At 33.8% G+C, this 21,315-nt stretch carries 19 protein-coding genes; 10 read left to right on the forward strand and 9 right to left on the reverse strand.

The window, feature by feature from the left end; genetic code table 11:
* Positions 1–122: 122 nt before the first annotated feature.
* Positions 123–1,232 carry a hypothetical protein gene (locus GIY83_RS21840; protein WP_208683442.1) on the reverse strand — a complete coding sequence of 370 codons (1,110 nt, stop codon included), beginning with the start codon at positions 1,230–1,232 and terminating at the stop codon, positions 123–125.
* A gap of 237 nt (positions 1,233–1,469) precedes the next feature.
* Here GIY83_RS21840 and GIY83_RS21845 point away from each other — a divergent pair, with 237 nt between their 5' ends.
* From GIY83_RS21845 to GIY83_RS21860, 4 genes are all read left to right on the forward strand, one after another.
* The gene (locus GIY83_RS21845) at positions 1,470–2,060 is read left to right on the forward strand and encodes a thymidine kinase (protein WP_029270718.1); all 591 of its coding nucleotides are present in this window, start codon (positions 1,470–1,472) and stop codon (positions 2,058–2,060) included.
* A gap of 25 nt (positions 2,061–2,085) precedes the next feature.
* Positions 2,086–2,523: a hypothetical protein gene (locus tag GIY83_RS21850; RefSeq protein ID WP_208683444.1), complete on the forward strand. Its 438-nt coding sequence runs from the start codon at positions 2,086–2,088 to the stop codon at positions 2,521–2,523.
* Between the two features lie 103 nt (positions 2,524–2,626).
* Positions 2,627–2,887, forward strand: a complete 261-nt coding sequence (locus GIY83_RS21855; RefSeq protein WP_208683446.1) for a DUF6364 family protein — start codon at positions 2,627–2,629, stop codon at positions 2,885–2,887.
* A 1-nt stretch (position 2,888) separates the two neighbouring features.
* Positions 2,889–3,296 (forward strand): PIN domain-containing protein, encoded by a 408-nt coding sequence (locus GIY83_RS21860; RefSeq protein WP_208683448.1) that lies wholly within the window; start codon positions 2,889–2,891, stop codon positions 3,294–3,296.
* Positions 3,297–3,355: 59 nt separating this feature from the next.
* Here GIY83_RS21860 and rpoN read toward each other — a convergent pair whose 3' ends face one another.
* From rpoN to GIY83_RS21875, 3 genes are all read right to left on the reverse strand, one after another.
* On the reverse strand, positions 3,356–4,816 hold the full coding sequence (gene rpoN / locus GIY83_RS21865; protein WP_194617715.1) for an RNA polymerase factor sigma-54: 1,461 nt from the start codon (positions 4,814–4,816) through the stop codon (positions 3,356–3,358).
* A 138-nt stretch (positions 4,817–4,954) separates the two neighbouring features.
* Positions 4,955–6,400 carry an asparagine--tRNA ligase gene (gene asnS / locus GIY83_RS21870; protein ID WP_208683450.1) on the reverse strand — a complete coding sequence of 482 codons (1,446 nt, stop codon included), beginning with the start codon at positions 6,398–6,400 and terminating at the stop codon, positions 4,955–4,957.
* Between the two features lie 412 nt (positions 6,401–6,812).
* Positions 6,813–9,179, reverse strand: a complete 2,367-nt coding sequence (locus tag GIY83_RS21875; RefSeq protein WP_208683456.1) for an RND family transporter — start codon at positions 9,177–9,179, stop codon at positions 6,813–6,815.
* A 179-nt stretch (positions 9,180–9,358) separates the two neighbouring features.
* On the opposite strand from GIY83_RS21875, the gene GIY83_RS21880 reads away from it, so the two are divergent.
* The 5 genes from GIY83_RS21880 (at position 9,359) to GIY83_RS21900 (ending at position 14,150) form a co-directional block, all read left to right on the forward strand.
* The gene (locus tag GIY83_RS21880; protein WP_056248709.1) at positions 9,359–9,688 is read left to right on the forward strand and encodes a multidrug efflux SMR transporter; all 330 of its coding nucleotides are present in this window, start codon (positions 9,359–9,361) and stop codon (positions 9,686–9,688) included.
* Between the two features lie 183 nt (positions 9,689–9,871).
* Positions 9,872–10,318: a hypothetical protein gene (locus tag GIY83_RS21885; RefSeq protein ID WP_208683458.1), complete on the forward strand. Its 447-nt coding sequence runs from the start codon at positions 9,872–9,874 to the stop codon at positions 10,316–10,318.
* 3 nt (positions 10,319–10,321) lie between these two features.
* Complete coding sequence (locus tag GIY83_RS21890; protein WP_194617719.1) at positions 10,322–11,083, forward strand: sensor histidine kinase; 762 nt, start codon at positions 10,322–10,324, stop codon at positions 11,081–11,083.
* Entirely contained in the window at positions 11,046–11,765 is a 720-nt protein-coding gene (locus tag GIY83_RS21895; protein ID WP_208683460.1) for a LytTR family DNA-binding domain-containing protein, read from the forward strand. Before GIY83_RS21890 ends, GIY83_RS21895 begins: the two co-directional genes overlap by 38 nt.
* Positions 11,766–11,879: 114 nt before the next feature.
* Positions 11,880–14,150 carry a cation:proton antiporter gene (locus GIY83_RS21900; protein WP_194617721.1) on the forward strand — a complete coding sequence of 757 codons (2,271 nt, stop codon included), beginning with the start codon at positions 11,880–11,882 and terminating at the stop codon, positions 14,148–14,150.
* 436 nt (positions 14,151–14,586) lie between these two features.
* Here the strand turns inward: GIY83_RS21900 and GIY83_RS21905 are convergent, their stop codons facing one another.
* From GIY83_RS21905 to pyrH, 3 genes are all read right to left on the reverse strand, one after another.
* Complete coding sequence (locus tag GIY83_RS21905; protein WP_208683462.1) at positions 14,587–17,079, reverse strand: DUF5686 family protein; 2,493 nt, start codon at positions 17,077–17,079, stop codon at positions 14,587–14,589.
* A gap of 117 nt (positions 17,080–17,196) precedes the next feature.
* Positions 17,197–17,760 (reverse strand): ribosome recycling factor, encoded by a 564-nt coding sequence (gene frr, locus GIY83_RS21910; protein ID WP_194617723.1) that lies wholly within the window; start codon positions 17,758–17,760, stop codon positions 17,197–17,199.
* A 153-nt stretch (positions 17,761–17,913) separates the two neighbouring features.
* Positions 17,914–18,621 carry a UMP kinase gene (pyrH, locus tag GIY83_RS21915; RefSeq protein WP_194617724.1) on the reverse strand — a complete coding sequence of 236 codons (708 nt, stop codon included), beginning with the start codon at positions 18,619–18,621 and terminating at the stop codon, positions 17,914–17,916.
* A gap of 189 nt (positions 18,622–18,810) precedes the next feature.
* Between pyrH and GIY83_RS21920 the strand changes: the two genes are divergently transcribed.
* Positions 18,811–19,428: a thioredoxin family protein gene (locus GIY83_RS21920; RefSeq protein ID WP_194617725.1), complete on the forward strand. Its 618-nt coding sequence runs from the start codon at positions 18,811–18,813 to the stop codon at positions 19,426–19,428.
* A 366-nt stretch (positions 19,429–19,794) separates the two neighbouring features.
* On the opposite strand, the gene truB is transcribed toward GIY83_RS21920, so the two are convergent.
* Positions 19,795–20,490, reverse strand: a complete 696-nt coding sequence (gene truB, locus GIY83_RS21925) for a tRNA pseudouridine(55) synthase TruB (RefSeq protein ID WP_194617726.1) — start codon at positions 20,488–20,490, stop codon at positions 19,795–19,797.
* The gene (locus GIY83_RS21930; protein ID WP_194617727.1) at positions 20,490–21,287 is read right to left on the reverse strand and encodes an undecaprenyl-diphosphate phosphatase; all 798 of its coding nucleotides are present in this window, start codon (positions 21,285–21,287) and stop codon (positions 20,490–20,492) included. Before GIY83_RS21930 ends, truB begins: the two co-directional genes overlap by 1 nt.
* Between the last annotated feature and the right edge of the window lie 28 nt (positions 21,288–21,315).

Genomic DNA, 21,315 nt, shown 5'->3' on the forward strand with positions numbered 1-21,315 from the left:
TTTTCGCTATTCTATAATTTAATTAGAACACGAATTGCACTAATTGACACAAATTTCAGGTGTCTTTAAAAATTTAGCAAAGAAAAAATTCGTGCTAATTCGTGTAATTTGTGTTTTACTTTTTATGAGAATTTCTTCTCTACAATTCCCAGGAAACGTTCTGCATAATCGTCTTTTCCGTCCCAGTTGTTGTAATCTGGTTTTACCATGTTTTCTATAAACTCCTGCGCTTCACCGTAAGAATCAAAAGTCAATAACTGATTAAGAACGCGGCTATAATCTTCAGAACTGTTTCCGAAAAGGTTTTTGGTGAAAGCAATTCGGTCATTTAGATCAATATGGAAACCTTTTGCCAGCTTTTCGTTTAAAGTAACGGCTTTTGGTTCTGCTGGTTTTTCTATAACAACAGTTTCGATGATTTCTTTTTTCTCTTTAAATTCATTGATCACCGGAGTAGGAGTAGAAGCAACGTTTTCAAAACTATCTACTTTTACAAACTGGGCATCGGCATAATTAACGCCAAAATCCTCAAACGAGATGGTAATAGGACTTGGTTTTGAAATCTCTGATTTCGGTTCTTCTTTTTCAGGTTCTTTTTCCTCTGGTTTTTCTAATTCAAAAAGAGGTACAAAATCCGGTATTGGTTTTAAATCGCTAACGGTTGTAAAAGAAAGTTCCTCAACTGTTTCAGTTTTAGTTTCAGCAATCGGTTCTTCAATTTTTTCAGCAACAGGTTCTTCGATAACTTCAGCAATTGGCTCTGCAATAGTTTCCGGAATTATTTCTTCAGGGATTTCTGCAACAATTTCTTCTGCAACAATTTCTTCTACGGCAGCTTCTTCTGAAACAACTTCTTCTGAAACAACTTCTTCTACAGCAATTTCTTCTGTAACGATTTCTTCGGCAGCTTCTTCTGCTTTGATTTCTTCTGTAACCTCCGATTCAGCTATAGTTTCAGTTGAAGTTTCTTCGACTGCAATTGGTTTCTCGATTTTAACTTCTGCAGGAATTGTTTCTTCTTTATCAAAAATAGATTCAATTTCAGAAGTAATTTCGCTGTGACCAATTGTTGGCTTCAAAGTATCGAAATTTTCGTCTACAAACTTTAAAACCGCTAATTTCTCATATAATTTCTGCGTTTCAAGATACAATTGATTGATATCGGATTTGTTTTTAAGCTTTAAAATTCGATGTGCAATGCTGATTAAATCGGCTTCCAATTTTTTTTTCATAACTGTTGAAATTATAGTGAATAGGGTATTTTAGTATATTTTGTATTTGAATGTCTTTATTCCCGGTAGAAATCTAAAAGATATTTTTTTATTTCTGTTAATAAGCGTTTGCGAATCTCCGATTTGATAAAAATTTTCTACTTTTGAAAAAGTGAAAAAACAGCTGTTTTTCACGTCGATTTATTACCAGTACAAAGTAATAAAAACTATTCATTTTTAAAGGTAGAAAAATACAAAATGTTTCTCGAAAATACAGTAAATCACAAAGAACAATTTGGTTGGATTGAAGTTATTTGTGGATCAATGTTTTCGGGTAAAACCGAGGAGTTAATCCGCAGATTAAAACGCGCCCAATTTGCCAAACAAAGAGTCGAAATTTTTAAACCCGCAATTGATACCCGCTATCATGACGAAATGGTAGTGTCTCATGATGCTAACGAAATTCGTTCTACTCCGGTTCCGGCTGCTGCCAATATTGCTATTTTAGCACAAGGTTGTGACGTTATCGGGATTGATGAAGCGCAGTTTTTTGATGATGAGATAGTTACAGTTTGTAATGATCTTGCCAATCAGGGAATTCGTGTGATAGTTGCAGGACTTGATATGGATTTTAAAGGAAATCCTTTTGGTCCAATGCCGGCACTTATGGCAACCGCCGAATATGTAACTAAAGTTCATGCCGTTTGTACCAGAACGGGAAATCTGGCGAATTATAGTTTCAGAAAAACAGATAATGATAAGTTAGTAATGCTTGGTGAAACTGAAGAGTATGAGCCTTTAAGCCGCGCCGCTTATTATAATGCAATGAAAAAAAGCCAGGAAAAGTAATATTCAATTAAGTTTTAGTAAACGTATGGAAGAAAAACAAAGTAAAAGGAAGCAAAATATCCTACTATTAATTGGAATTGGAATCGCATTGGTGCTGGTTGCTTATTTTCAGTTTTATCTTTCTAAAAGTGTCAAGGAAGTTAATATCGAGGTGACAGAACTTATTGCAAAATATAATAAAAACTGCCCACTGACAATTCAGGAAGGCATTCGTTTAGACAGTGTGAGTTTGCCTGAGGAAAGAACTGTTCAGTATAATTTGACGTTGCTGAATGTAGAAAAAGAAAAAGCAGAAATCAATATCATACAGGAAGAGATCGAAAAAAGCTTAATAAGTACCTCTAAAGCAAATCCGGGTCTTCAGGTTTTTAGAGACAATGATTATACTTTGATTTATAATTACTACGACAAAAAGAAAGTAGCTTTGTTTAAAATAAGAATATTACCTGATCAGTATAAATAACCTGATGTTTGAATATAAAGAAAACCCAACAGATTTTGAATTTGTTGGGTTTTGTTTTGTACGGACAAAATTATTATATTTGTACGTATTAAATTATGAAGTCATGGATGCGAAATTAACATTGAAATTAGATAAAAGTGTAATTGAAAAGGCTAAAATTTACGTGGCTGAACATAATCATAGTTTATCACTTTTAGTTGAAAATTATCTAAAAGCAATTACTGAAACTGAAAAAAAAGAAAATGCAAAAGAGATTGAAATAAGTTCTTTTGTAAAAAGTCTAACATTAGGTAAAGTGCAGATTCCAGTGGATTTTGACTATAAAAAAGAGCGTCAGGATTATTTGTCTCAAAAATATAAGTAATATGAATTTATTTTTAGATACAAATGTTTTAATCGATTTGATTGATAGAAGAGAACCTTTTTATAATGATATTGCTATAATTGCTTCAAGGGCTGAGAATAAAGAATTTAAATTATCAGCTTCTTCTTTGTCTTTTGTGAATGCAGTTTATGTGGTTTCCAGGAATGTTGAAGAGAAATTGGTTTTAGACGCTTTAAAAAAGTTTAGAATTATATGTGAAGTTTCTAACATTGACGAAATTGTAATTGACAAAAGTTTAATTTCAAACTTTAATGATTTCGAAGGTGCAGTTCAATATTTTAGTGCTTTACATCATAAATCTGAGATTATACTAACCCGGAATAAAAAAGATTTTAAAAACTCGGAAATTCCAATAATGACTCCTTCTGAATTTCTTGCTTCTTTATAAAACAACAGACCCGACAAATTTGAAATCTGTCGGGTCTGTTGTTTTATGGAGCTTTGATTTTAAATCTTCTTTCTCATTCTTGCTACCGGAATATCCAGCTGTTCACGGTATTTTGCGATAGTTCTTCTGGCAATCGGATAACCTTTTTCTTTTAGAATTTCTGCCAGTTGATCGTCTGGTAAAGGTTTCTTTTTGTCTTCTTCTTCAATCGTATTTTTAAGAATCTTTTTGATTTCTAAAGTCGAAACATCTTCACCCTGATCGTTTTTCATCGCTTCAGAGAAAAACTCCTTGATTAATTTTGTTCCGTATGGCGTTTCAACATATTTACTGTTGGCTACCCGCGAAATCGTCGAAATATCCAAACCAACCATATCTGCAATGTCTTTTAAGATCATTGGTTTTAGCTTGGTTTCGTCGCCATCTAAGAAATATTCTTCCTGATAATGCATAATCGCATTCATGGTCACAAATAGCGTTTCCTGACGTTGCCTGATCGCATCGATAAACCATTTAGCCGAATCCAGTTTTTGTTTGATAAACTGAACCGCATCTTTTTGAGCTGATGATTTATCACGAGAATCTTTATATGTCTGCATCATTTCCTGATAATCCTTAGAAACGTGCAGGGAAGGAGCATTTCTTCCGTTTAAAGTCAGTTCCAGTTCGCCGTCAACAATTCTAATCGCGAAATCAGGGACTACATTTTCCGTTACTTTATTGTTTCCGGTGTAAGATCCTCCTGGTTTCGGGTTTAATCTTTCGATCTCGTGAATCGCTTTTTTTAGCTGTTCATTCGAAACACCATATTTTTGAAGCAGTTTGTCATAATGTTTTTTGGTAAAAGCATCAAACTGATTTTCGATAATATCAATTGCTAAATCAACATATTCAGTCGGGGTTTTATGCTTCAATTGTAATAACAAACATTCCTGCAAATCACGCGCTCCAACCCCTGAAGGTTCCAGTTCGTGAATCACCTGAAGCATTTTCTCGACCATTTTCTCATCTGTATAAATACCCTGAGTAAAAGCCATATCGTCAACTATATCCGGAACGCTTCTGCGGATATAACCCATATCGTCAATACTTCCAACAAGGAATTCCGCTATTTCGCGTTCTTCATCATTCAAGATAAAAGTATTCAACTGATTGATCAAATCCTGATGAAAACTAATTGGTGAAGCAAAAGGAGTTTCTCTTTCTTCATCTTCACTATAATTATTCACCTGAGTTTTATAATCCGGAGTATCGTCGTCGCTTAAATATTCGTCGATATTGATGTCATCTGCTTCGATTCTGTCAGATTCTGCATCATCATAATCGTCGTATTCTTCATTTGCGAATTCATCCGCTTCGTATTCATCTTCTTTTCCTGCTTCAAGGGCTGGATTTTCGTTCATTTCTTCTAATAAACGTTGCTCAAAAGCTTGCGTAGGCAATTGAATTAACTTCATCAGCTGAATTTGCTGTGGAGATAATTTTTGGGATAATTTTAAATTTAAAAATTGCTTTAGCATATTTTGGGTTAAGAGTTATGAGTTAAGAGTTATAAGTTGCGTGACCTATAACTTATAATTCATAACGTTTTTATTTTTAAAATGATTATGAGTTAAGGTTTAACGGTTAACTCATAACAAATAACTTATAACTTTCTACTAAAATTCCGCACTTCCAGGAGTTCTAGGGAAAGGAATTACGTCTCTAATGTTTGTCATTCCGGTTACAAACAATACTAAACGCTCAAATCCTAAACCGAAACCTGCGTGAGTTGCTGATCCAAATCTTCTGGTGTCTAAATACCAGTATAATTCTTCTTCGTCGATTTCCAGAGCTTTCATTTTTTCGATTAGAACATCGTAACGCTCTTCTCTTTCAGAACCACCAACGATTTCTCCAATTCCAGGGAAAAGGATATCCATTGCACGAACCGTTTCTCTTCCAGGTTCAGTGTTGTCATTCAAACGCATGTAAAACGCTTTAATATTTGCCGGGTAATCAAACAAGATTACCGGACATTTAAAGTGTTTCTCTACCAAATAACGCTCATGTTCTGATTGTAAATCAGCACCCCATTCGTTGATGATATATTGAAATTTTTTCTTTTTATTTGGAGTTGAATCTCTCAAAATGTCAATTGCTTCTGTATAAGAAACACGTTTGAAGTTGTTCTCCAAAACGAAGTTTAATTTCTCTAACAAAGCCATTTCGCTTCTTTCAGCCTGCGGTTTTGATTTTTCTTCTTCCAAAAGTCTTCCTTCCAGAAATTTCAAATCATCTTTACAATTGTCTAAAGCATATTTGATTACATACTGAATAAAATCTTCAGCCAAATCCATGTTGTCATCAAGATTGTTGAAAGCAACTTCCGGCTCAATCATCCAGAATTCTGCAAGGTGACGGGAAGTGTTTGAATTCTCTGCTCTAAAAGTTGGTCCAAAAGTATAAATCTGCCCCAAAGCCATTGCAAAAGTCTCCCCTTCTAATTGTCCTGAAACCGTTAAGTTCGTATGTTTTCCGAAGAAATCTTTTTTGAAATCAATTTCTCCTTCTTCCGTTTTTGGTAAATTATCCAATGGCAACGAAGTTACCTGAAACATTTCCCCAGCACCTTCAGCATCGGCTCCGGTGATAATTGGCGTATTTACATACACAAAACCTTTTTGTTGAAAATAGCTGTGAACCGCAAACGATAAGACCGAACGCACACGCATAATTGCTCCAAAAGCATTTGTGCGAACACGTAAATGTGCATTTTCACGCAAAAATTCAAGAGAGTGTTTTTTAGGCTGCATTGGGAATTTCTCCGCGTCAGAATCTCCTAAAATCTCTAATTTGTTTACCTGAATCTCGTATTTCTGACCAGCACCTTTACTCTCTACCAAAGTTCCTGTTACAGAAACCGCAGCTCCTGTAGTTACTCTTTTCAAAGTTTCTTCCGGTGTATTTTCAAAATCAACAACACATTGTATATTATTAATGGTAGAGCCGTCATTAAGAGCGATGAACTGATTATTTCTAAAAGTTCTCACCCATCCTTTTGCATTAACCTCCTGAAGCGTCGTCGTACTGTTTAATAAGTCTTTAACTTTTGTGTGTTTCATTTTAATTTTAGATTTTAGATTGCTGATTTTAGATTAAAATAAAATCAGTGTTTTTTATATCGAATTGCAAATATAAACGATAATAATTAATTTTTGAAGCTGTTTCCGGCTATCCGCTATATCTTTTTAGGTAGATTGTTTAAGGTAAACAAAATATTTGCGTTTGCCTAAAAAAGATACCGCTGCTATCAGGGCTAGGGTTTTAGTTTTTATAAGGCATTTTTGTCATTGCGAGGAACGAAGCAATCTCACTAAAATAAGGCGCAAAGTTTGATTTATCAAATGAGATTGCTTCGTTCCTCGCAAAGACTAAGTTTGTGTGTAATAAAGCTTTGTCAAAGTTCAAAACTTTGACAAAGCTTTAAATTGTTAATTCGTGCTAATTTGTGAAATTCGTGGCGAAAAAAAAAATTTACCCCTCCAAATTCTCCAAATCCTCTTTCTTAGCTTTCTTTTTCTCAAAAGTCAAAACCAAAGCCGGTAAAACCAATAAATTCGCGAACATCGCAAACGCCAATGTACAAGAGATTAATCCACCAAGCGCAATTGTTCCGCTAAAGCTTGAAAGCGTGAAAGTAGCAAAACCTAAAATCAAAACTACCGAAGTATAAAAAGTACTGATTCCCGTTTCTCTTAAAGCACTGAAAACAGATTTTTTAACCTTTCCGTTGCTCTGAATTAAATCATGTTTGTATTTCGCCATAAACTGAATCGCATTATCTACTGAAATACCAAATGCAATACTAAATACCAAAATAGTTGAAGGTTTTAACGGAATCCCAAAATAACCCATTAATCCGGAAGTAATGCAAAGCGGTAAAATATTTGTAATTACAGATGCCATTACCATTTTGAAAGATCTGAACAAGTACAACATTAATCCTGCAATTACCAAAATCGCAAAAATCAATGACTCGATTAAGTTGTCTACAAGATAAGAAGTTCCTTTCTGGAACACCAATGCTTTTCCTGTCAAAGTCACTTCGTAACGATCAGCAGGGAAAATTTCAGCAATTTTAGAGCGTAATTTTTTCTCTACTCTTGCCATTTCCTGCGTTCCGATATCTTTCATGAAAGTCGTGATTCGGGCATATTGTCCAGTCGAATCTACGTACGATTTCATTAAATTGTCTTTACTGTTTTTTGTTGCATTCTTTGCATACGACAAAATAAAAGTCTGTTCCTGCGAAGTGGGCAATTGATAATATTCCGGGTTTCCGTTATAGAAAGCCTGTTTCGAATATTTAACCAAATTTACTACAGAAACCGGTTTCGATAATTCAGGAAGTTCAGCAATCGTGTTTTGCAATTCATCCATTTTTTTCATCGTCGATAATTTCATAACACCTTTTTTGTGTTTGGTGTTAATCATTATTTCAAGAGGCATAACGCCGTTGAATTCTTTTTCGTAAAATAAAATGTCTTTATAAAATGAAGCGCTTTTTGGCATTTCACCAATCAAACTTCCTGAAACTTTCATTTGCGAAACCCCAATTACACTAAAAACCAAAAGTAAACCGTAAATCGTATAAATCACTTTTCGCTTGTTTTTTACCACATTTTCAACAAAATTCAATAAAGTCGAAATGTAAGTTTTGTTCAAATGGTATAAGTGTCTTTCTCCCGGAATCGACATAAAACTGTATACAATTGGTACAATTAAAAGCGTGAGTAAATAAACCGAAATCACATTTATTGAAGTCACCAATCCAAATTCAAAAAGCAAATCATTACCCGTAATCATGAACGTTGCAAAACCTATTGCCGTCGTTAAATTAGTCATTAAAGTCGAAACTCCAATTTTAGATATAATACGCTGCAAAGCTTTTGCCTGATTGTTATGCAGTTTTATTTCCTGCTGATATTTATTGATCAGGAAAATACAATTCGTGATTCCGATAACGATAATTAATGGCGGAATAATAGCCGTTAGAATCGTGATTTTATAATGAAATAATCCAAGTGTTCCAAAAGACCAGATTACACCAATGATTAAAATACAAATAGAAATAAAAGTAGCTCTGAACGAACGGAAAAAGAAAAAGAAAATCAACGAAACCGTAAATAAAGCCGCGCCAATAAAAAGCCCAATTTCACCTTTCATATTATCAGCATTGATCGTTCTGATGTACGGCATTCCGGAAACTTTTAAATCAACTCCTGTTGTTTTTTCGAATTTATCGATTTTCGGAACTAGGTTTTCAAGAATAAATGTCTTTCTTTCCGGTGTATTTACAAGTGCTTTATTGATGTAAATCGCTGAACGAATACTGCCGCTTTGTTTGTTAAACAATAATCCTTCGTAAAAAGGCAAATTGTGAAACAAATCATATTGAATCTTCTTTAAGTATTCAGGATCAAGCGCTTTCTTTTGGTCGATAAACGGAGTCAGAACAAATTTTTCGTTTACTGTATCTTTTTCCAGTTTCTTTAAATCATTCAAAGAAACAACCAAATCTACTTCTTTAGAATTTTTTAAACCTGTCATTAATTCATTCCAGGCTGCATAATTTTTAGGCGTAAAAAATTTCGGATCCTGAAACCCAATTACTACTAAATTTCCTTCTTCACCAAATTTATCAAGAAACTGTTGGTATTGTTTATTTACGATATGATCTTTGGGAAGCAAGTTCGCTTCGGTATACGTCATAGAAAGGTTTTTCCATTGATAACCAAGGAAAATCGTTAAAGCAGATAGGATTACTAGTATTATAATTCGGTTCTTAAGTATGATTCGGGCTAGTTTTTCCCAGAATCCAACTTGTACAGCGTTTTTCATAAATTCTTTAAAATGGATGCAAATGTAGTGAAAAGTGCTCTAAATCATAAATAATCGATTGTATTTTACTTAATGTTAACACAAATTGAACAGTTGTTGTTTGTGATATATTTCTCTCTTTTTGTGTTTTAATGATCAGCTTTTCTCATATTTGTACGTAATTTAAAAACGAGACAAAAATGAATTGGATTTTATTAATTATAGCAGGACTTTTTGAAGTAGGATTTGCTTCTTGTTTAGGCAAAGCCAAAGAAACCACCGGAATGATCTCTACTTATTGGATGGTTGGCTTTTTTATCTGTCTTTCGATCAGTATGTTATTGTTGTATAAAGCCACGCAAGTTTTACCAATAGGAACCGCCTATGCCGTTTGGACAGGAATTGGCGCCGTTGGAACTGTTTTAGTTGGGATTTTGGTTTTTAAAGAACCGGCGACTTTCTGGAGAATATTTTTTCTGTCCACTTTAATTGCTTCGATTATAGGGTTGAAGTTTGTTTCCAGTCATTAAGAAATATTGGCCCGCGGGTTTTACGGATTGAACAGGTTTACGCGGATTTTTTTTAGCGGTGTGTTTAAAAAGTATGCGACAGATTGCACAGATTTTCACAGATTAAATTTTTGTCAATTAGTAGAAAAAAATCTTTTTAATCATTTTAATCTGTGGCAAAAAAAAATAACATTTATATAAATTATGGAATCGAAGGAAATTAAATTTACAACTATTGGATTGAGCTTATTAGTTTTTGCTATTTCGCTTACTGAAAATGCTTTGGTTGTAAATTATAATAATGAAATAAAAACAGCATCATCATTAGAATATCTTTTTATAGGATCAATAGCTTTTATGGGCGGAGGATTATTAGAAGAGATTATTTGGCTGGCAAATCCGTTAAGTTTGCTTGCCATAATACTTTTGATTAAAAATAATGAAAAAGCAGTTCTGTGGAGTTTGATAGCATCTGGTTTGGCTATTTCATTTTCATTTTGGAATGAAATATTGGATGCGGAAAGCGGTACGATGGCTAAGATTGTTTCTCTTGAATTGGGGTATTATCTTTGGTTAGCGAGTATCCTGATATTGACAATCGGGATTTTGATTCATTATAAAGTGTCACTAAAAACAACTTTACAGGCGTAACATATGCAAGAAAACAACACTATTACTTTTATATTTCTGGCGATACTTTTATTGCTTATCGTTATCATTTGTTTTTTGATGTATCAATTGATGCAGTTTAAAAAAGCAAAAGATGATGCTGAGAAAAGTTTCTATGCACTCGAAATGAAAGTAAACGATTTGCAGTTAGAAACTTTAGAATCAAAACTGAATCCGCATTTGTTTAAGAATATTTTGAATTCGATTCAGTCGCATGCGTACCAAACCTATTTTGCCTTAGATAAACTTGCCAATGTTTTAGATTATATTCTATACGAAAGCAAAAAGAAATTTGTCACCGCAAAAGAAGAAATTGATTTTGCATTGAATTTAATCGAAATCAATAAAATCAAGATCAGTCCGCTTTTTGAGTTGAAGATCAAAACCAACATCAATAAAGAAGATAAATTATACGATCAGCCATTATTGGCGCCACTAATTTCTATCGATTTAATCGAAAATGCCTTTAAACACGCTGACCTGCAAAGTGCCGATGCTTTTATTTCGGTAGTTTTTGAGTTTAGAGATAATGCCTTTTTTATGACAGTTTCGAATAAAATCTCCGATAAAAAAGTATTAAAAAAAGAACGAAGTGGTTTTGGTCATGCAACTTTAGAACACCGATTGCGTATTATTTACAAAAACAACTTCAAACTCGATAAGTTTGTAGAAAACGATATTTATATTGCCCATCTTAAAATAGATTTACTTGAATACAAAACTGAAATGCTTGCTGCTGGACGATGAGTTACCGGGATTAACGTACTTAAAAATGCTTTGCGAACAAATTCACGAAGTCGAAATTGTAAAAACGTATAATAATCCGGAGAAACTTCTTGCCGATATTCCGAATCTCGATTTTGATCTTTTAATATCAGATATCGAAATGCCCGGAATCGACGGTTTGCATCTGGCAGAAATGCTTGATAATAAATTAGTTATTTTTTGCACGGCTTATAAAGATTATGCTGCAGATGCTTTTAATATTGATGCAGTAGATTATATCACAAAACCTGTAAAACTGGAACGTTTGCAAAAAGCGATCTCAAAAGCTTTTGAACGTTTTCATAAACCGGACGCGACTAAAAAGTTTATTCAACTCAATACAGACAAAGGAAAAACGTTATTGTATTTTAATCAGATTGTGTACATAAAAACGGCCGTCAGTGATAGCCGCGATAAAACAGTTTTACTTGTTGATGGAAGTTTCCTGAATCTAAAAAATGTAAAATTTGATACACTGCTGCGCGAATTGCCTGATGCTGATTTTTGTCGCGTAAATAAAAAAGAAATTGTGGCGGTAAAAGCTATTAAATTTTTTAATCATAACGAAATTGTGCTGCATCATTTAGAAAAAAATGATAAAAACAGCACGATGATTTTAAGCGAAACCTATAAATCTGACTTCTTAAAAAAGGTGAAAATCTAACTTATTACAAAGTTTTTCCGACTTGTTACATACATTGAAAATTAGGTTTAAAATTGCTTTATCACTTAATTCTCAGTTCTGATATTTGCACCATTAAAATCAAAAAAACGAGTTATGAATAACATAAAAAACTCCTTGTTTTACGTTACTGTAATTGGCGGATTCACTGCCTTGATATATTGGGTAATTTCAAAAGGTGCTGCACTCGAAGTAGGTCGCGGAATCGTACACAAACAAATCGAAAGCAATCATTGGAATGATTTTCTCTATTCAATGATAGATAATTTAAAACATCCGTTGGCTATTTTATTGGCACAGATCGTTACGATTATCTTAGTAGCTCGTTTGTTTGGATGGGTTTTTAGAAAAATAGGGCAGCCATCTGTAATTGGCGAAATGATTGCAGGTATTGTTTTAGGACCATCTTTAGTAGGGATGTATTTTCCTGAATTCTCTGCAGCATTGTTTCCAAAAGAATCTTTAGGGAATTTACAATTTTTAAGTCAGATTGGTTTGATCCTTTTCATGTTCGTTATCGGGATGGAATTGGATCTGAAAGTATTAAAAAACAAAGCACATGATGCGGTGGTAATAAGTCACGCAAGTATTGTTATCCCGTTTGCCCTGGGCTTGTCATTAGCTTATTTTATCTACCATACTTTTGCTCCGGTTGGCGTTGAGTTTGCATCGTTTGGTTTGTTTATGGGGATTGCCATGAGTATCACAGCGTTTCCGGTATTGGCCAGAATCGTGCAGGAGCGAGGCATGCAAAAAACAAAACTCGGCACTATTGCCATCACTTGTGCTGCGGCAGATGATATTACGGCCTGGTGTATCTTGGCTGTTGTAATTGCAATTGTAAAAGCAGGTTCTTTTACAAGCTCTTTATATGTAATTGGTTTGGCTATTTTGTATGTAATTATCATGCTCAAGATAGTACGTCCGTTTTTGAAACGTGTTGGAGATTTAAATTCAACCCGCGAAAGTTTGAATAAACCTGTTGTTGCTATTTTCTTCTTAACTCTTTTATTCTCGGCTTATGCTGCTGAATTAATCGGAATTCACGCTTTATTTGGAGCTTTCTTAGCTGGAGCAATTATGCCTGAAAATAATAAATTCAGAAATATTTTTATCGAAAAAGTCGAAGATGTTGCCATTATTGTTTTATTGCCATTGTTCTTTGTGTTCACGGGTTTACGTACGCAAATAGGATTATTAAACGATCCGTATTTGTGGAAAGTTACAGCTGTAATTATTGCAGTTGCTGTGGCGGGTAAATTCTTAGGAAGTGCTTTTGCTGCAAAATTCGTAGGACAAAGCTGGAAAGACAGTTTGGCCATTGGAGCATTAATGAATACTCGTGGTTTAATGGAGCTTGTAGTTTTAAATATTGGTTATGATCTTGGCGTTTTATCTACAGAGATTTTTACCATGATGGTTATTATGGCTTTGGTAACGACTTTTATGACTGGTCCGGCACTGGATTTTATAGGATTTATTTTTAAAGATAAAGTCACCGCCGTTCCTCAGGAAATTGGAAATAAAAGCAAGTACAAGATTCTACTTTCGTTTGCAACTCCTGAAAGAGGTAAAAAGCTATTGAAGCTTGCTAATAGTTTAGTAAAAAAACAAGGCGATAATTCGATTGTAACGGCGATGCATTTATCATTAAGCACAGAAATACATTCGTTTGATGTAAAAGATCACGAACGTAAAATGTTAGTTCCTGTAATCGAAGAATCAGTACGTTTGAATCAGAATATGGTGAGCGTTTTTAAAGTAACAAATGATATTGATACTGATATTATAGATACGGCTAATCAAGGCGAATATGATTTATTATTAGTTGGTTTAGGACAATCTATTTTTGACGGAACTTTGCTTGGAAAGATTCTTGGTTTTACCACCAGAATCGTAAATCCGGATCGCTTGATTGATAAGTTTACAGGAAAAGAAGGTTTGTTCGAAAATTCTCCTTTTGATGAAAGAACACGTCATATTATTGCAAAAAGTAAAATGCCCGTTGGTATTTTTATCGATAAAGAACTAGAAGAAGTAAATCAGATCTTTATGCCAATTTTTAGTAAAGAAGATTCTTTCCTTATTGAATATGCGAAGAAACTAATCAATAATAACGGATCTCAAATCACGGTTCTGGATGCCAGCGGTGAAGTAAAAAATACCAGGGATATTCAGGAAACGATTCGGTCAATCGAACAAATTGCACCAAATCATATCATGATTATGCACGACAGAACGATCAAAAAAGAGTTTTTAGAAAATCAGAACCTTATGATTATTAGTTTAGACAGTTGGAAAAAACTAATAGAATCTCAAAGTACATGGTTGAATAATACGCCTTCGGTTTTGATTTTGAAACCATAAGGGTTTTAAATTCCAATAATTTTGAAAATTCCAAATTCCAATTTTTACGATTGAGGTTTGGGATTTTTTTTATGTTGTGGTTTTCTTTGCTGGCGTGACGATTAGTTTGTGGAAACTTTGTCAAAGTTGTTTGGTGGTAAAGCATTGTCATTTGCATTGCGGGATGGCACGCGGATGACACGGATTCGCTAGCACGAAAACGCAGATTTTTACGGATTTTTTTGTTGTATTATTTTTTCTTATGAAAACAAGTGCACCAGCCCTGATAGAAGTGGAAATCCTTTTGTGCCGGTGTTCGGCACCAAAGATTGAAACGGATAGCAGGAAGTAGTTCGTGATTCTTCGATTTCGCCCAGAGTGACAAACGAAAAGTGATATTCTGAATTGGAATTTGGAATTTATTTCGAAGCTTAGAGGTTGGAATTTTTAAATTTTTTTACAACCCTAAGTCTAAAACATAAGAAATCTTAACGGCAATATTGTCCTCAAATTTTAATAACTGATTTGGTCCGTAGCGATAAAAACCGCCTAAACCAAAACCTTTGTAAATTTTGTTTAGTTCGATTCCGGATTCGAAGAAACCTTTGTCTAATGTTTTGTAGGTTGGACCAACGTGTTGTTGAGGATTTTCCATATTTCCCCAAGCCATTCTGGTAACTAAAACTAAAGATGGACGTACTTTTTTAAGGATTCTGATTCGGTCAAAACCATGTTTGATTTGGAAAAAGATGTATTGGCTCGAGAAAAACTCATTAAAATACATAGTTTCAAAACTGTTCCGGCCTGCAAAGGTAATACGCTGGATAACGGTTTCTTTGGTTAAATTATTTGGCATTGTGTTGTACAAATGTGTAAGAGGCACATCGCCTATTGCGTAACCTCCTTGTAAAAGCAAGCTTGTTTTTTGGCCGTTTAGGTAATTTTTTTCATACTCGGTTTTGAAATCTATTTTACCAAAAGTAAAATCGTTTCCTAAAACGTCGGGTAATGTTTGTGTGTACTGAAAAGTAAATCTAGGGAATCTTTTCTCTGATTCATTTCGCCCGGTTGGTGTTTGCATAAAGTTGCTAAATGGCGCCCAAACGATCGAAACCATAGCTGTGGTCATAACGTAACTCGAATATAATTTCCCGTCATAATTAAACATATAATCAAATTGAGGCGCGACATAAGTTCGTGCTAATTCGAAAACAGCTTCGGTTTTTGGGATGATTTTAGACTGAACGTTGGCTTTCCAGGCGGTATATTGATAGAAAGTACTAATGTTGATGGGGCGAGGATCATAAATTTTAAAAACACGCTTATCAACAGCAAAAACAGTACTTGCAATTTCGCGAACATCATCTGTATAATATCCGTTTACCCAGGTGTTCGTGCTTTTGTCTAGTAAAACTCCGGCTCCTAAACTGTACTTAACTTCGCCATCTTTGGTTCCATAAGCAGAATATCCTTCGATTCGGAAATTTTTAGAAAAACGATCATTTGTGATGCCGCCAAGACCAAGTCGGAAACCTTCGTAATTGTTGTAACTAATGATCTTTTTCAGATCAAGATCAATTGGTCCGATAGGGATGTAGCCATTTATGATTTTTCGGCCAAAACCTAAGCGATTTTCGATTCTTTTCTTAATCGAAAGGCTATCTATCAATTGATATGTTTTTTGCCCTTTGAGATCTAAACTTTCTTTTCTGTATTCATTCCAGAATGCTTCGGGTTTTTTGTTAGCATCGTCTTTAATTTCGATATAAAGTGAAGGATCTTTTATTGGTGTTTTTGTATTGTAATGAATATCGAAATTATTACTTTCAGAAAGTAAATAAGTAAAGTCTGAAGCAGATTTTTTTCTTGGTTCGAAATTGTCTTCTACATCTCCGTCAAACTGAATGGTTCCGCCAAGAATTTTAATATCGTCATCATTTTTTCCTTTTACGATTTTAAAAGTCGTATTGCTCTGAAACCATACTTTTTCACTTGGTACATAGTCGAATTCGTGAATGCCGCTAATATCGAGAACGCCTTTTATACGCATTACAGCTTTGGCAACGGCAAAATTTTCCTGATCGATATACAACACACCTTCTAATCCTGATGATTTTCTGTTTTGTTTGTTTTTAAAGTAAATCATGTAAGTCTCGCGACCTTTTATATTTACCGTATCGAGTAATTTGTAGTTGTAACTTGAAGTTGCAGTATTCGAAATTGGGTTTTCGTATTTGGTTTCGAATAACTCGTATTTATTATCGTAAATCGATATGGATTGCAAATTGAAAGCAATAACTTCATAGATCGGGTTTTTGAATCCCGCCATTTTGGTTCCCAGAATGGTTTCTTTTAGCTTGTTATTTCCAAACTGATATTGAGAAACTTTTTCGGTTTGAAACAAATGCTGCTTGCTGATTATTTCTTTGAATTTATAATCTGATGAATCGACATTGATGCGTTTTTTATCGAAATCCTTATAAGCTGCAGTAGAATCGATCCTGCCATCGATAGAATCTGGATTGGCCGTTACGATAAGTTTATTGTAGCTTTTGTATTCGAAACTGTTCAGCTTTTTTTGTGGATTGTTTTTGTTCTTATTCGCAATTACTTTTCTTATTATGCTTAACGCCGGATTTTCATTCGAAATTATCACTTCTTTTAAATCATCGGTTTTTTGAGAAAGCCAAACAGAATAATATCTTTTTTCTGTAATGGCAACAATTTTGGTTTGAAAACCAATGTAAGAAACCGAAAAACTAGTTGCTTTTTCAGAAGGTGTAAAAATAAACTTTCCATCAACATCGGTAATCGTATTGATGTTGTCCGGAGTTGTTATGGTTGCAAAAGGAAGCGGTTTGTTGTTAGAGTCCGTTACAATTCCGTTTAGTTGAAATTGCGCCTGAATAGTAAGCGTGAAAAACAAAGTCAATAAACAAAATAGCTTCATAGAGAATATTATAGTTTCAAAACGGACAAAATTGGATTTTGGTATGCAAAAATAACAATAAAAAAAATCCGTTTAGTAGAATTTAACTAAACGGATTTTTATTTTATGATATTACAATTATACCTTCATGATTTCGGCTTCTTTTGCAGCCAATAATTCATCGATTTTTTTGATATAAGTGTTGGTCAGATTCTGAACTTGCTCTTCGGCAGATTTACAAACGTCTTCAGAAGTTCCTTCTTTTTCTAATTTTTTAATATCTGTATTTGCATCTTTACGCACATTACGCACACCAATTTTGGCATCTTCAGCTTCAGATTTTGCTTGTTTGGCTAAATCTCTACGACGCTCTTCTGTCAATGGCGGAACGCTGATAATGATAACATCACCATTGTTCATTGGGTTAAAACCAATATTAGCAACCATGATCGCTTTCTCGATCGTTTGCAACATGTTTTTTTCGAAAGGTTGCAAAGTAATTGTTCTCGCATCGGGAACGCTAATTTTTGCTACTTGCGAAAGTGGTGTTGCTGATCCGTAATAATCTACAAAAACACTTCCTAGCATTGCTGGAGATGCTTTTCCTGCACGAATGTTAAGAAATTCTTTCTCTAAATGCGCAATCGAACCATTCATTGATTCTTCAGTACTATCTAATATAAATTCTATTTCTTCAGTCATTTTTTTAGATTTTTAGATTTTTAGACGATTGGATTTTTAGATTTTTAAAAATGCCAGAATCTAATTTACTAACTAATATAGTTTTTTGTTTTTTTTAATATTATTCGATTATTGAAATTTAGAGAAATCTAATGATCTAATAATCTAAGTAGTCTAAACGTTAACTACAGTTCCTATGTTTTCGCCTTCACAGATTTTTAATAAATTTCCAATTTTGTTCATATCAAAAACAACGATTGGTAATTTGTTTTCCTGACTTAATGTAAAAGCTGTTGTATCCATCACGTTTAATCCTTTTTTAAGGACATCATCAAACGAAATCATATCAAATTTCACAGCTGATGCATTTTTTTCAGGATCAGAATCGTAAACACCATCAACACGGGTTCCTTTTAAGATCACATCAGCATTGATTTCGATACCTCTTAAAACCGCTGCGGTATCAGTTGTAAAATAAGGATTTCCGGTTCCGGCACCAAAAATTACAATTCTTCCTTTTTCAAGGTGACGATCTGCTCTTCTTTTAATATATGGTTCTGCAATAGATTCCATTTTTAAAGCAGTTTGTAAACGCGTTTTCATTCCTTTGTCTTCAAGAGCGCCTTGTAATGCCATTCCGTTGATCACGGTAGCGAGCATTCCCATATAATCGCCTTGTACTCTATCCATACCAGCACTTGCACCTGCAACGCCTCTAAAAATATTTCCTCCTCCAATAACAATAGCAATTTCTACTCCTTTACTGTGAATTTGCTTAATTTCTTCAGCATATTCGGCTAATCTTTTAGGGTCAATACCGTATTGTAAATCACCCATCAAGGCTTCGCCGCTCAGTTTTAGAAGAATTCTTTTATATTTCATGTGTTGTTGCGTTAATTTGTGCAAATATAGACATATTCTTATTTTTAAAAATAATGTTTTAAAAAAATTAATAGTTCTTTTATTTTTAAATTTATAAGGAATTTTCAGGATTTTTTTGAATGTGATAAAAGTCATTCTTTGGGTCTTCCTGAAATTTGTAATTTTATCCAATTCAAAAAGTAAATAAACATGAAAAATATTATCGCTAAAGCATTATTTAAAAGTCATTCCTATCCTGAATATCGCAAATTGGTTGCTGATTTATTAGTAGACGGACAATCAACCGGTAGCGAACAATCTGAAAGTTTAACTAATTATAGTAAGCTGAACGATGCCAGAATGAGTCGATTAGATAAAACGATAAAACTTACAGATGAAATTGTTTTTAAATTAGAAAATCTGGATCATGGATATATTTGGCTTGTAATTTCTGAAGGCTGGTGCGGTGACGCTGCTCAAATACTTCCTATTATTAATAAAATGGCTTTGGCATCGAATAAAAAAATCGATCTTAGAATTGTACTGCGCGATGAAAACGAGGAATTAATGAGCCAATATCTTACAAATGGCGGAAAAGCAATTCCGAAAGTGATTGTAATTTGTAAAGAAGCAGGAATTGTTCGTGCTGATTGGGGACCGCGACCAAAAGGAGCATCTGAATTAATAACGAATTATAAAAAGGAATTTGGTGTACTGGATGAAAAAATAAAAACAGATTTGCAATTATGGTATCTGGCAGATAAAGGTGTTTCGGTTCAGGAAGAACTCATGCAAATTATACAAGATATCAAATATAATCGTTTGTAGTTTTGTTTAGTTAAGATATTAAAAAGGGATTTTGTTTTTTAAATTGTTGAGGTTTAATTTAATAGACCTTAAAAGTTTATTAAAATGTTTTTTTTGATTTAAAAAAAATGTAACTTAGTAACATCATCCCACTTCTATTATTTACTTTCTGATTTACTCTTTTTATTGGTGTTTATTTAATGTTTAACAATTAAAAAATGCACTATTATGAAAAAGTTATTCGAAAGATTTTATGATTTTATTTCAGGTGTATTGTTTGGAGGGAAAAATGTTTGCAATTATTAACTCCAAAAAATACCTTATGAAATAGAATTACTTTAGGAGTTGGCACATTGCAATTTTTTAATTCGTAATGTGCTTTCTGTTTTATTCTAAGTTAAGGCTTTCCTCAAATAAAGTAACATCGATCGCATTTTTTACGTCATAATCACCAATTTTGGTTCTGCGTAAAACGGTTAAATGTGATCCTGAATTCATAGCTTTTCCAAAATCATATGCTATAGATCGAATGTAGGTTCCTTTGCTGCAAACGATTCTAAAATCGATTTCAGGCAAAGCAACTCTGGTAATCTCAAATTCGTTAATAGTAGTTTTTCTGCTGGCAATTTCTATAGTTTCACCGGCACGTGCGTGTTCATATAAACGAACGCCATCTTTTTTAATAGCCGAAAAAATAGGTGGTTTTTGATCGATTTCTCCTAAAAACTGTTTTACGGTTTCATGAATCAAAGCTTCATCGATATGTGAGGTTGGAAATGTTTCGTCGATTTCGGTTTCAAGATCATACGATGGAGTAGTGGCTCCTATATAAAAAGTTCCTGTGTATTCTTTTGCCTGCCCCTGTAATTCGGTAATTCTTTTAGTGAATTTTCCGGTGCAAATCAACAATAAGCCTGTTGCCAAAGGATCTAATGTTCCGGCATGGCCAATTTTGAACTTTCTGGGAAGTCCAACTTTATTGATCAAAAGGTATTTTAATTTATTGACAGCTTGAAACGAACTCCATTTTAAAGGTTTGTCTATCAATAAAACTTGTCCGTTTAAATAATCTTCAGGTGTCATTATATAATGGTAAGAGGATGAATGAAAAAGTGAATCAGTAATAAAACGATTCCGGCGATTATTCTATAATAGCCAAAAACTTTAAAGCCATTTTTAGTCAAAAAGCCTATGAAAGTTTTAATGGCTAAAAGCGCCACAATAAAAGCAACTACATTACCAATAACTAATAAATTAACCTGATCCTGAGATAATTCGAATCCTGCTTTGTAATAATCGTAACATTTTTTTGCTGTTGCACCCAACATCGTTGGTACAGCCAAAAAGAATGAGAATTCAGCAGCTGTTGTTCTGGATAATTTTTGAGACATACCACCAACAATACTGGCTCCGCTTCGTGAAACTCCCGGAATCATAGCCAAACATTGAAACATTCCGATTTTGAAAGCTTGCAAATATGTGATTTCTTGTGAAGTCTCGGCAGTATTTGGGTTGTTGAACCATTCGTCGACTTTTAATAAAATTAGTCCTCCTATTAAAAGTGAAACAGCAACGGTAACGGGATTTTCTAATAAACCATCAATAAAATCACTTAGCAATAATCCTAAAACTACGGCCGGAATAAACGCAACCAAAAGTTTAAAATAAAAATCAAGTGTTTGAAAGAAACGTTTGAAATATAAAACAACCACAGAAAGTATAGCACCAAGCTGAATAACAATGGTAAAAAGTTTAGTAAAATCTTCGTGGGCAATTCCAAAAAAGGAAGAGGCAATAATCATGTGGCCAGTTGAAGAAACAGGTAAAAATTCTGTTATTCCTTCAATTATGGCAAGAACAATAGCTTGTAATGTATCCATTGAGAATTTTAGATTTCAGATTTCAGAT

Source organism: Flavobacterium sp. SLB02, from assembly GCF_009664855.1.
Taxonomy (GTDB): domain Bacteria; phylum Bacteroidota; class Bacteroidia; order Flavobacteriales; family Flavobacteriaceae; genus Flavobacterium.

Bases quoted from the DNA above. Each gene is read 5' to 3' on its own strand.
- GIY83_RS21905 (WP_208683462.1), bottom strand. From the start codon at position 17,079: ATGAAGCTATTTTGTTTATTGACTTTGTTTTTCACGCTTACTATTCAG.
- pyrH (WP_194617724.1), bottom strand. From the start codon at position 18,621: ATGAAATATAAAAGAATTCTTCTAAAACTGAGCGGCGAAGCCTTGATG.
- rpoN (WP_194617715.1), bottom strand. From the start codon at position 4,816: ATGCTAAAGCAATTTTTAAATTTAAAATTATCCCAAAAATTATCTCCA.
- GIY83_RS21885 (WP_208683458.1), top strand. From the start codon at position 9,872: ATGGAATCGAAGGAAATTAAATTTACAACTATTGGATTGAGCTTATTA.
- GIY83_RS21850 (WP_208683444.1), top strand. From the start codon at position 2,086: ATGGAAGAAAAACAAAGTAAAAGGAAGCAAAATATCCTACTATTAATT.
- GIY83_RS21840 (WP_208683442.1), bottom strand. From the start codon at position 1,232: ATGAAAAAAAAATTGGAAGCCGATTTAATCAGCATTGCACATCGAATT.
- GIY83_RS21875 (WP_208683456.1), bottom strand. From the start codon at position 9,179: ATGAAAAACGCTGTACAAGTTGGATTCTGGGAAAAACTAGCCCGAATC.
- GIY83_RS21845 (WP_029270718.1), top strand. From the start codon at position 1,470: ATGTTTCTCGAAAATACAGTAAATCACAAAGAACAATTTGGTTGGATT.
- GIY83_RS21890 (WP_194617719.1), top strand. From the start codon at position 10,322: ATGCAAGAAAACAACACTATTACTTTTATATTTCTGGCGATACTTTTA.
- frr (WP_194617723.1), bottom strand. From the start codon at position 17,760: ATGACTGAAGAAATAGAATTTATATTAGATAGTACTGAAGAATCAATG.
- GIY83_RS21920 (WP_194617725.1), top strand. From the start codon at position 18,811: ATGAAAAATATTATCGCTAAAGCATTATTTAAAAGTCATTCCTATCCT.
- GIY83_RS21930 (WP_194617727.1), bottom strand. From the start codon at position 21,287: ATGGATACATTACAAGCTATTGTTCTTGCCATAATTGAAGGAATAACA.
- truB (WP_194617726.1), bottom strand. From the start codon at position 20,490: ATGACACCTGAAGATTATTTAAACGGACAAGTTTTATTGATAGACAAA.
- GIY83_RS21900 (WP_194617721.1), top strand. From the start codon at position 11,880: ATGAATAACATAAAAAACTCCTTGTTTTACGTTACTGTAATTGGCGGA.
- asnS (WP_208683450.1), bottom strand. From the start codon at position 6,400: ATGAAACACACAAAAGTTAAAGACTTATTAAACAGTACGACGACGCTT.
- GIY83_RS21860 (WP_208683448.1), top strand. From the start codon at position 2,889: ATGAATTTATTTTTAGATACAAATGTTTTAATCGATTTGATTGATAGA.
- GIY83_RS21880 (WP_056248709.1), top strand. From the start codon at position 9,359: ATGAATTGGATTTTATTAATTATAGCAGGACTTTTTGAAGTAGGATTT.
- GIY83_RS21855 (WP_208683446.1), top strand. From the start codon at position 2,627: ATGGATGCGAAATTAACATTGAAATTAGATAAAAGTGTAATTGAAAAG.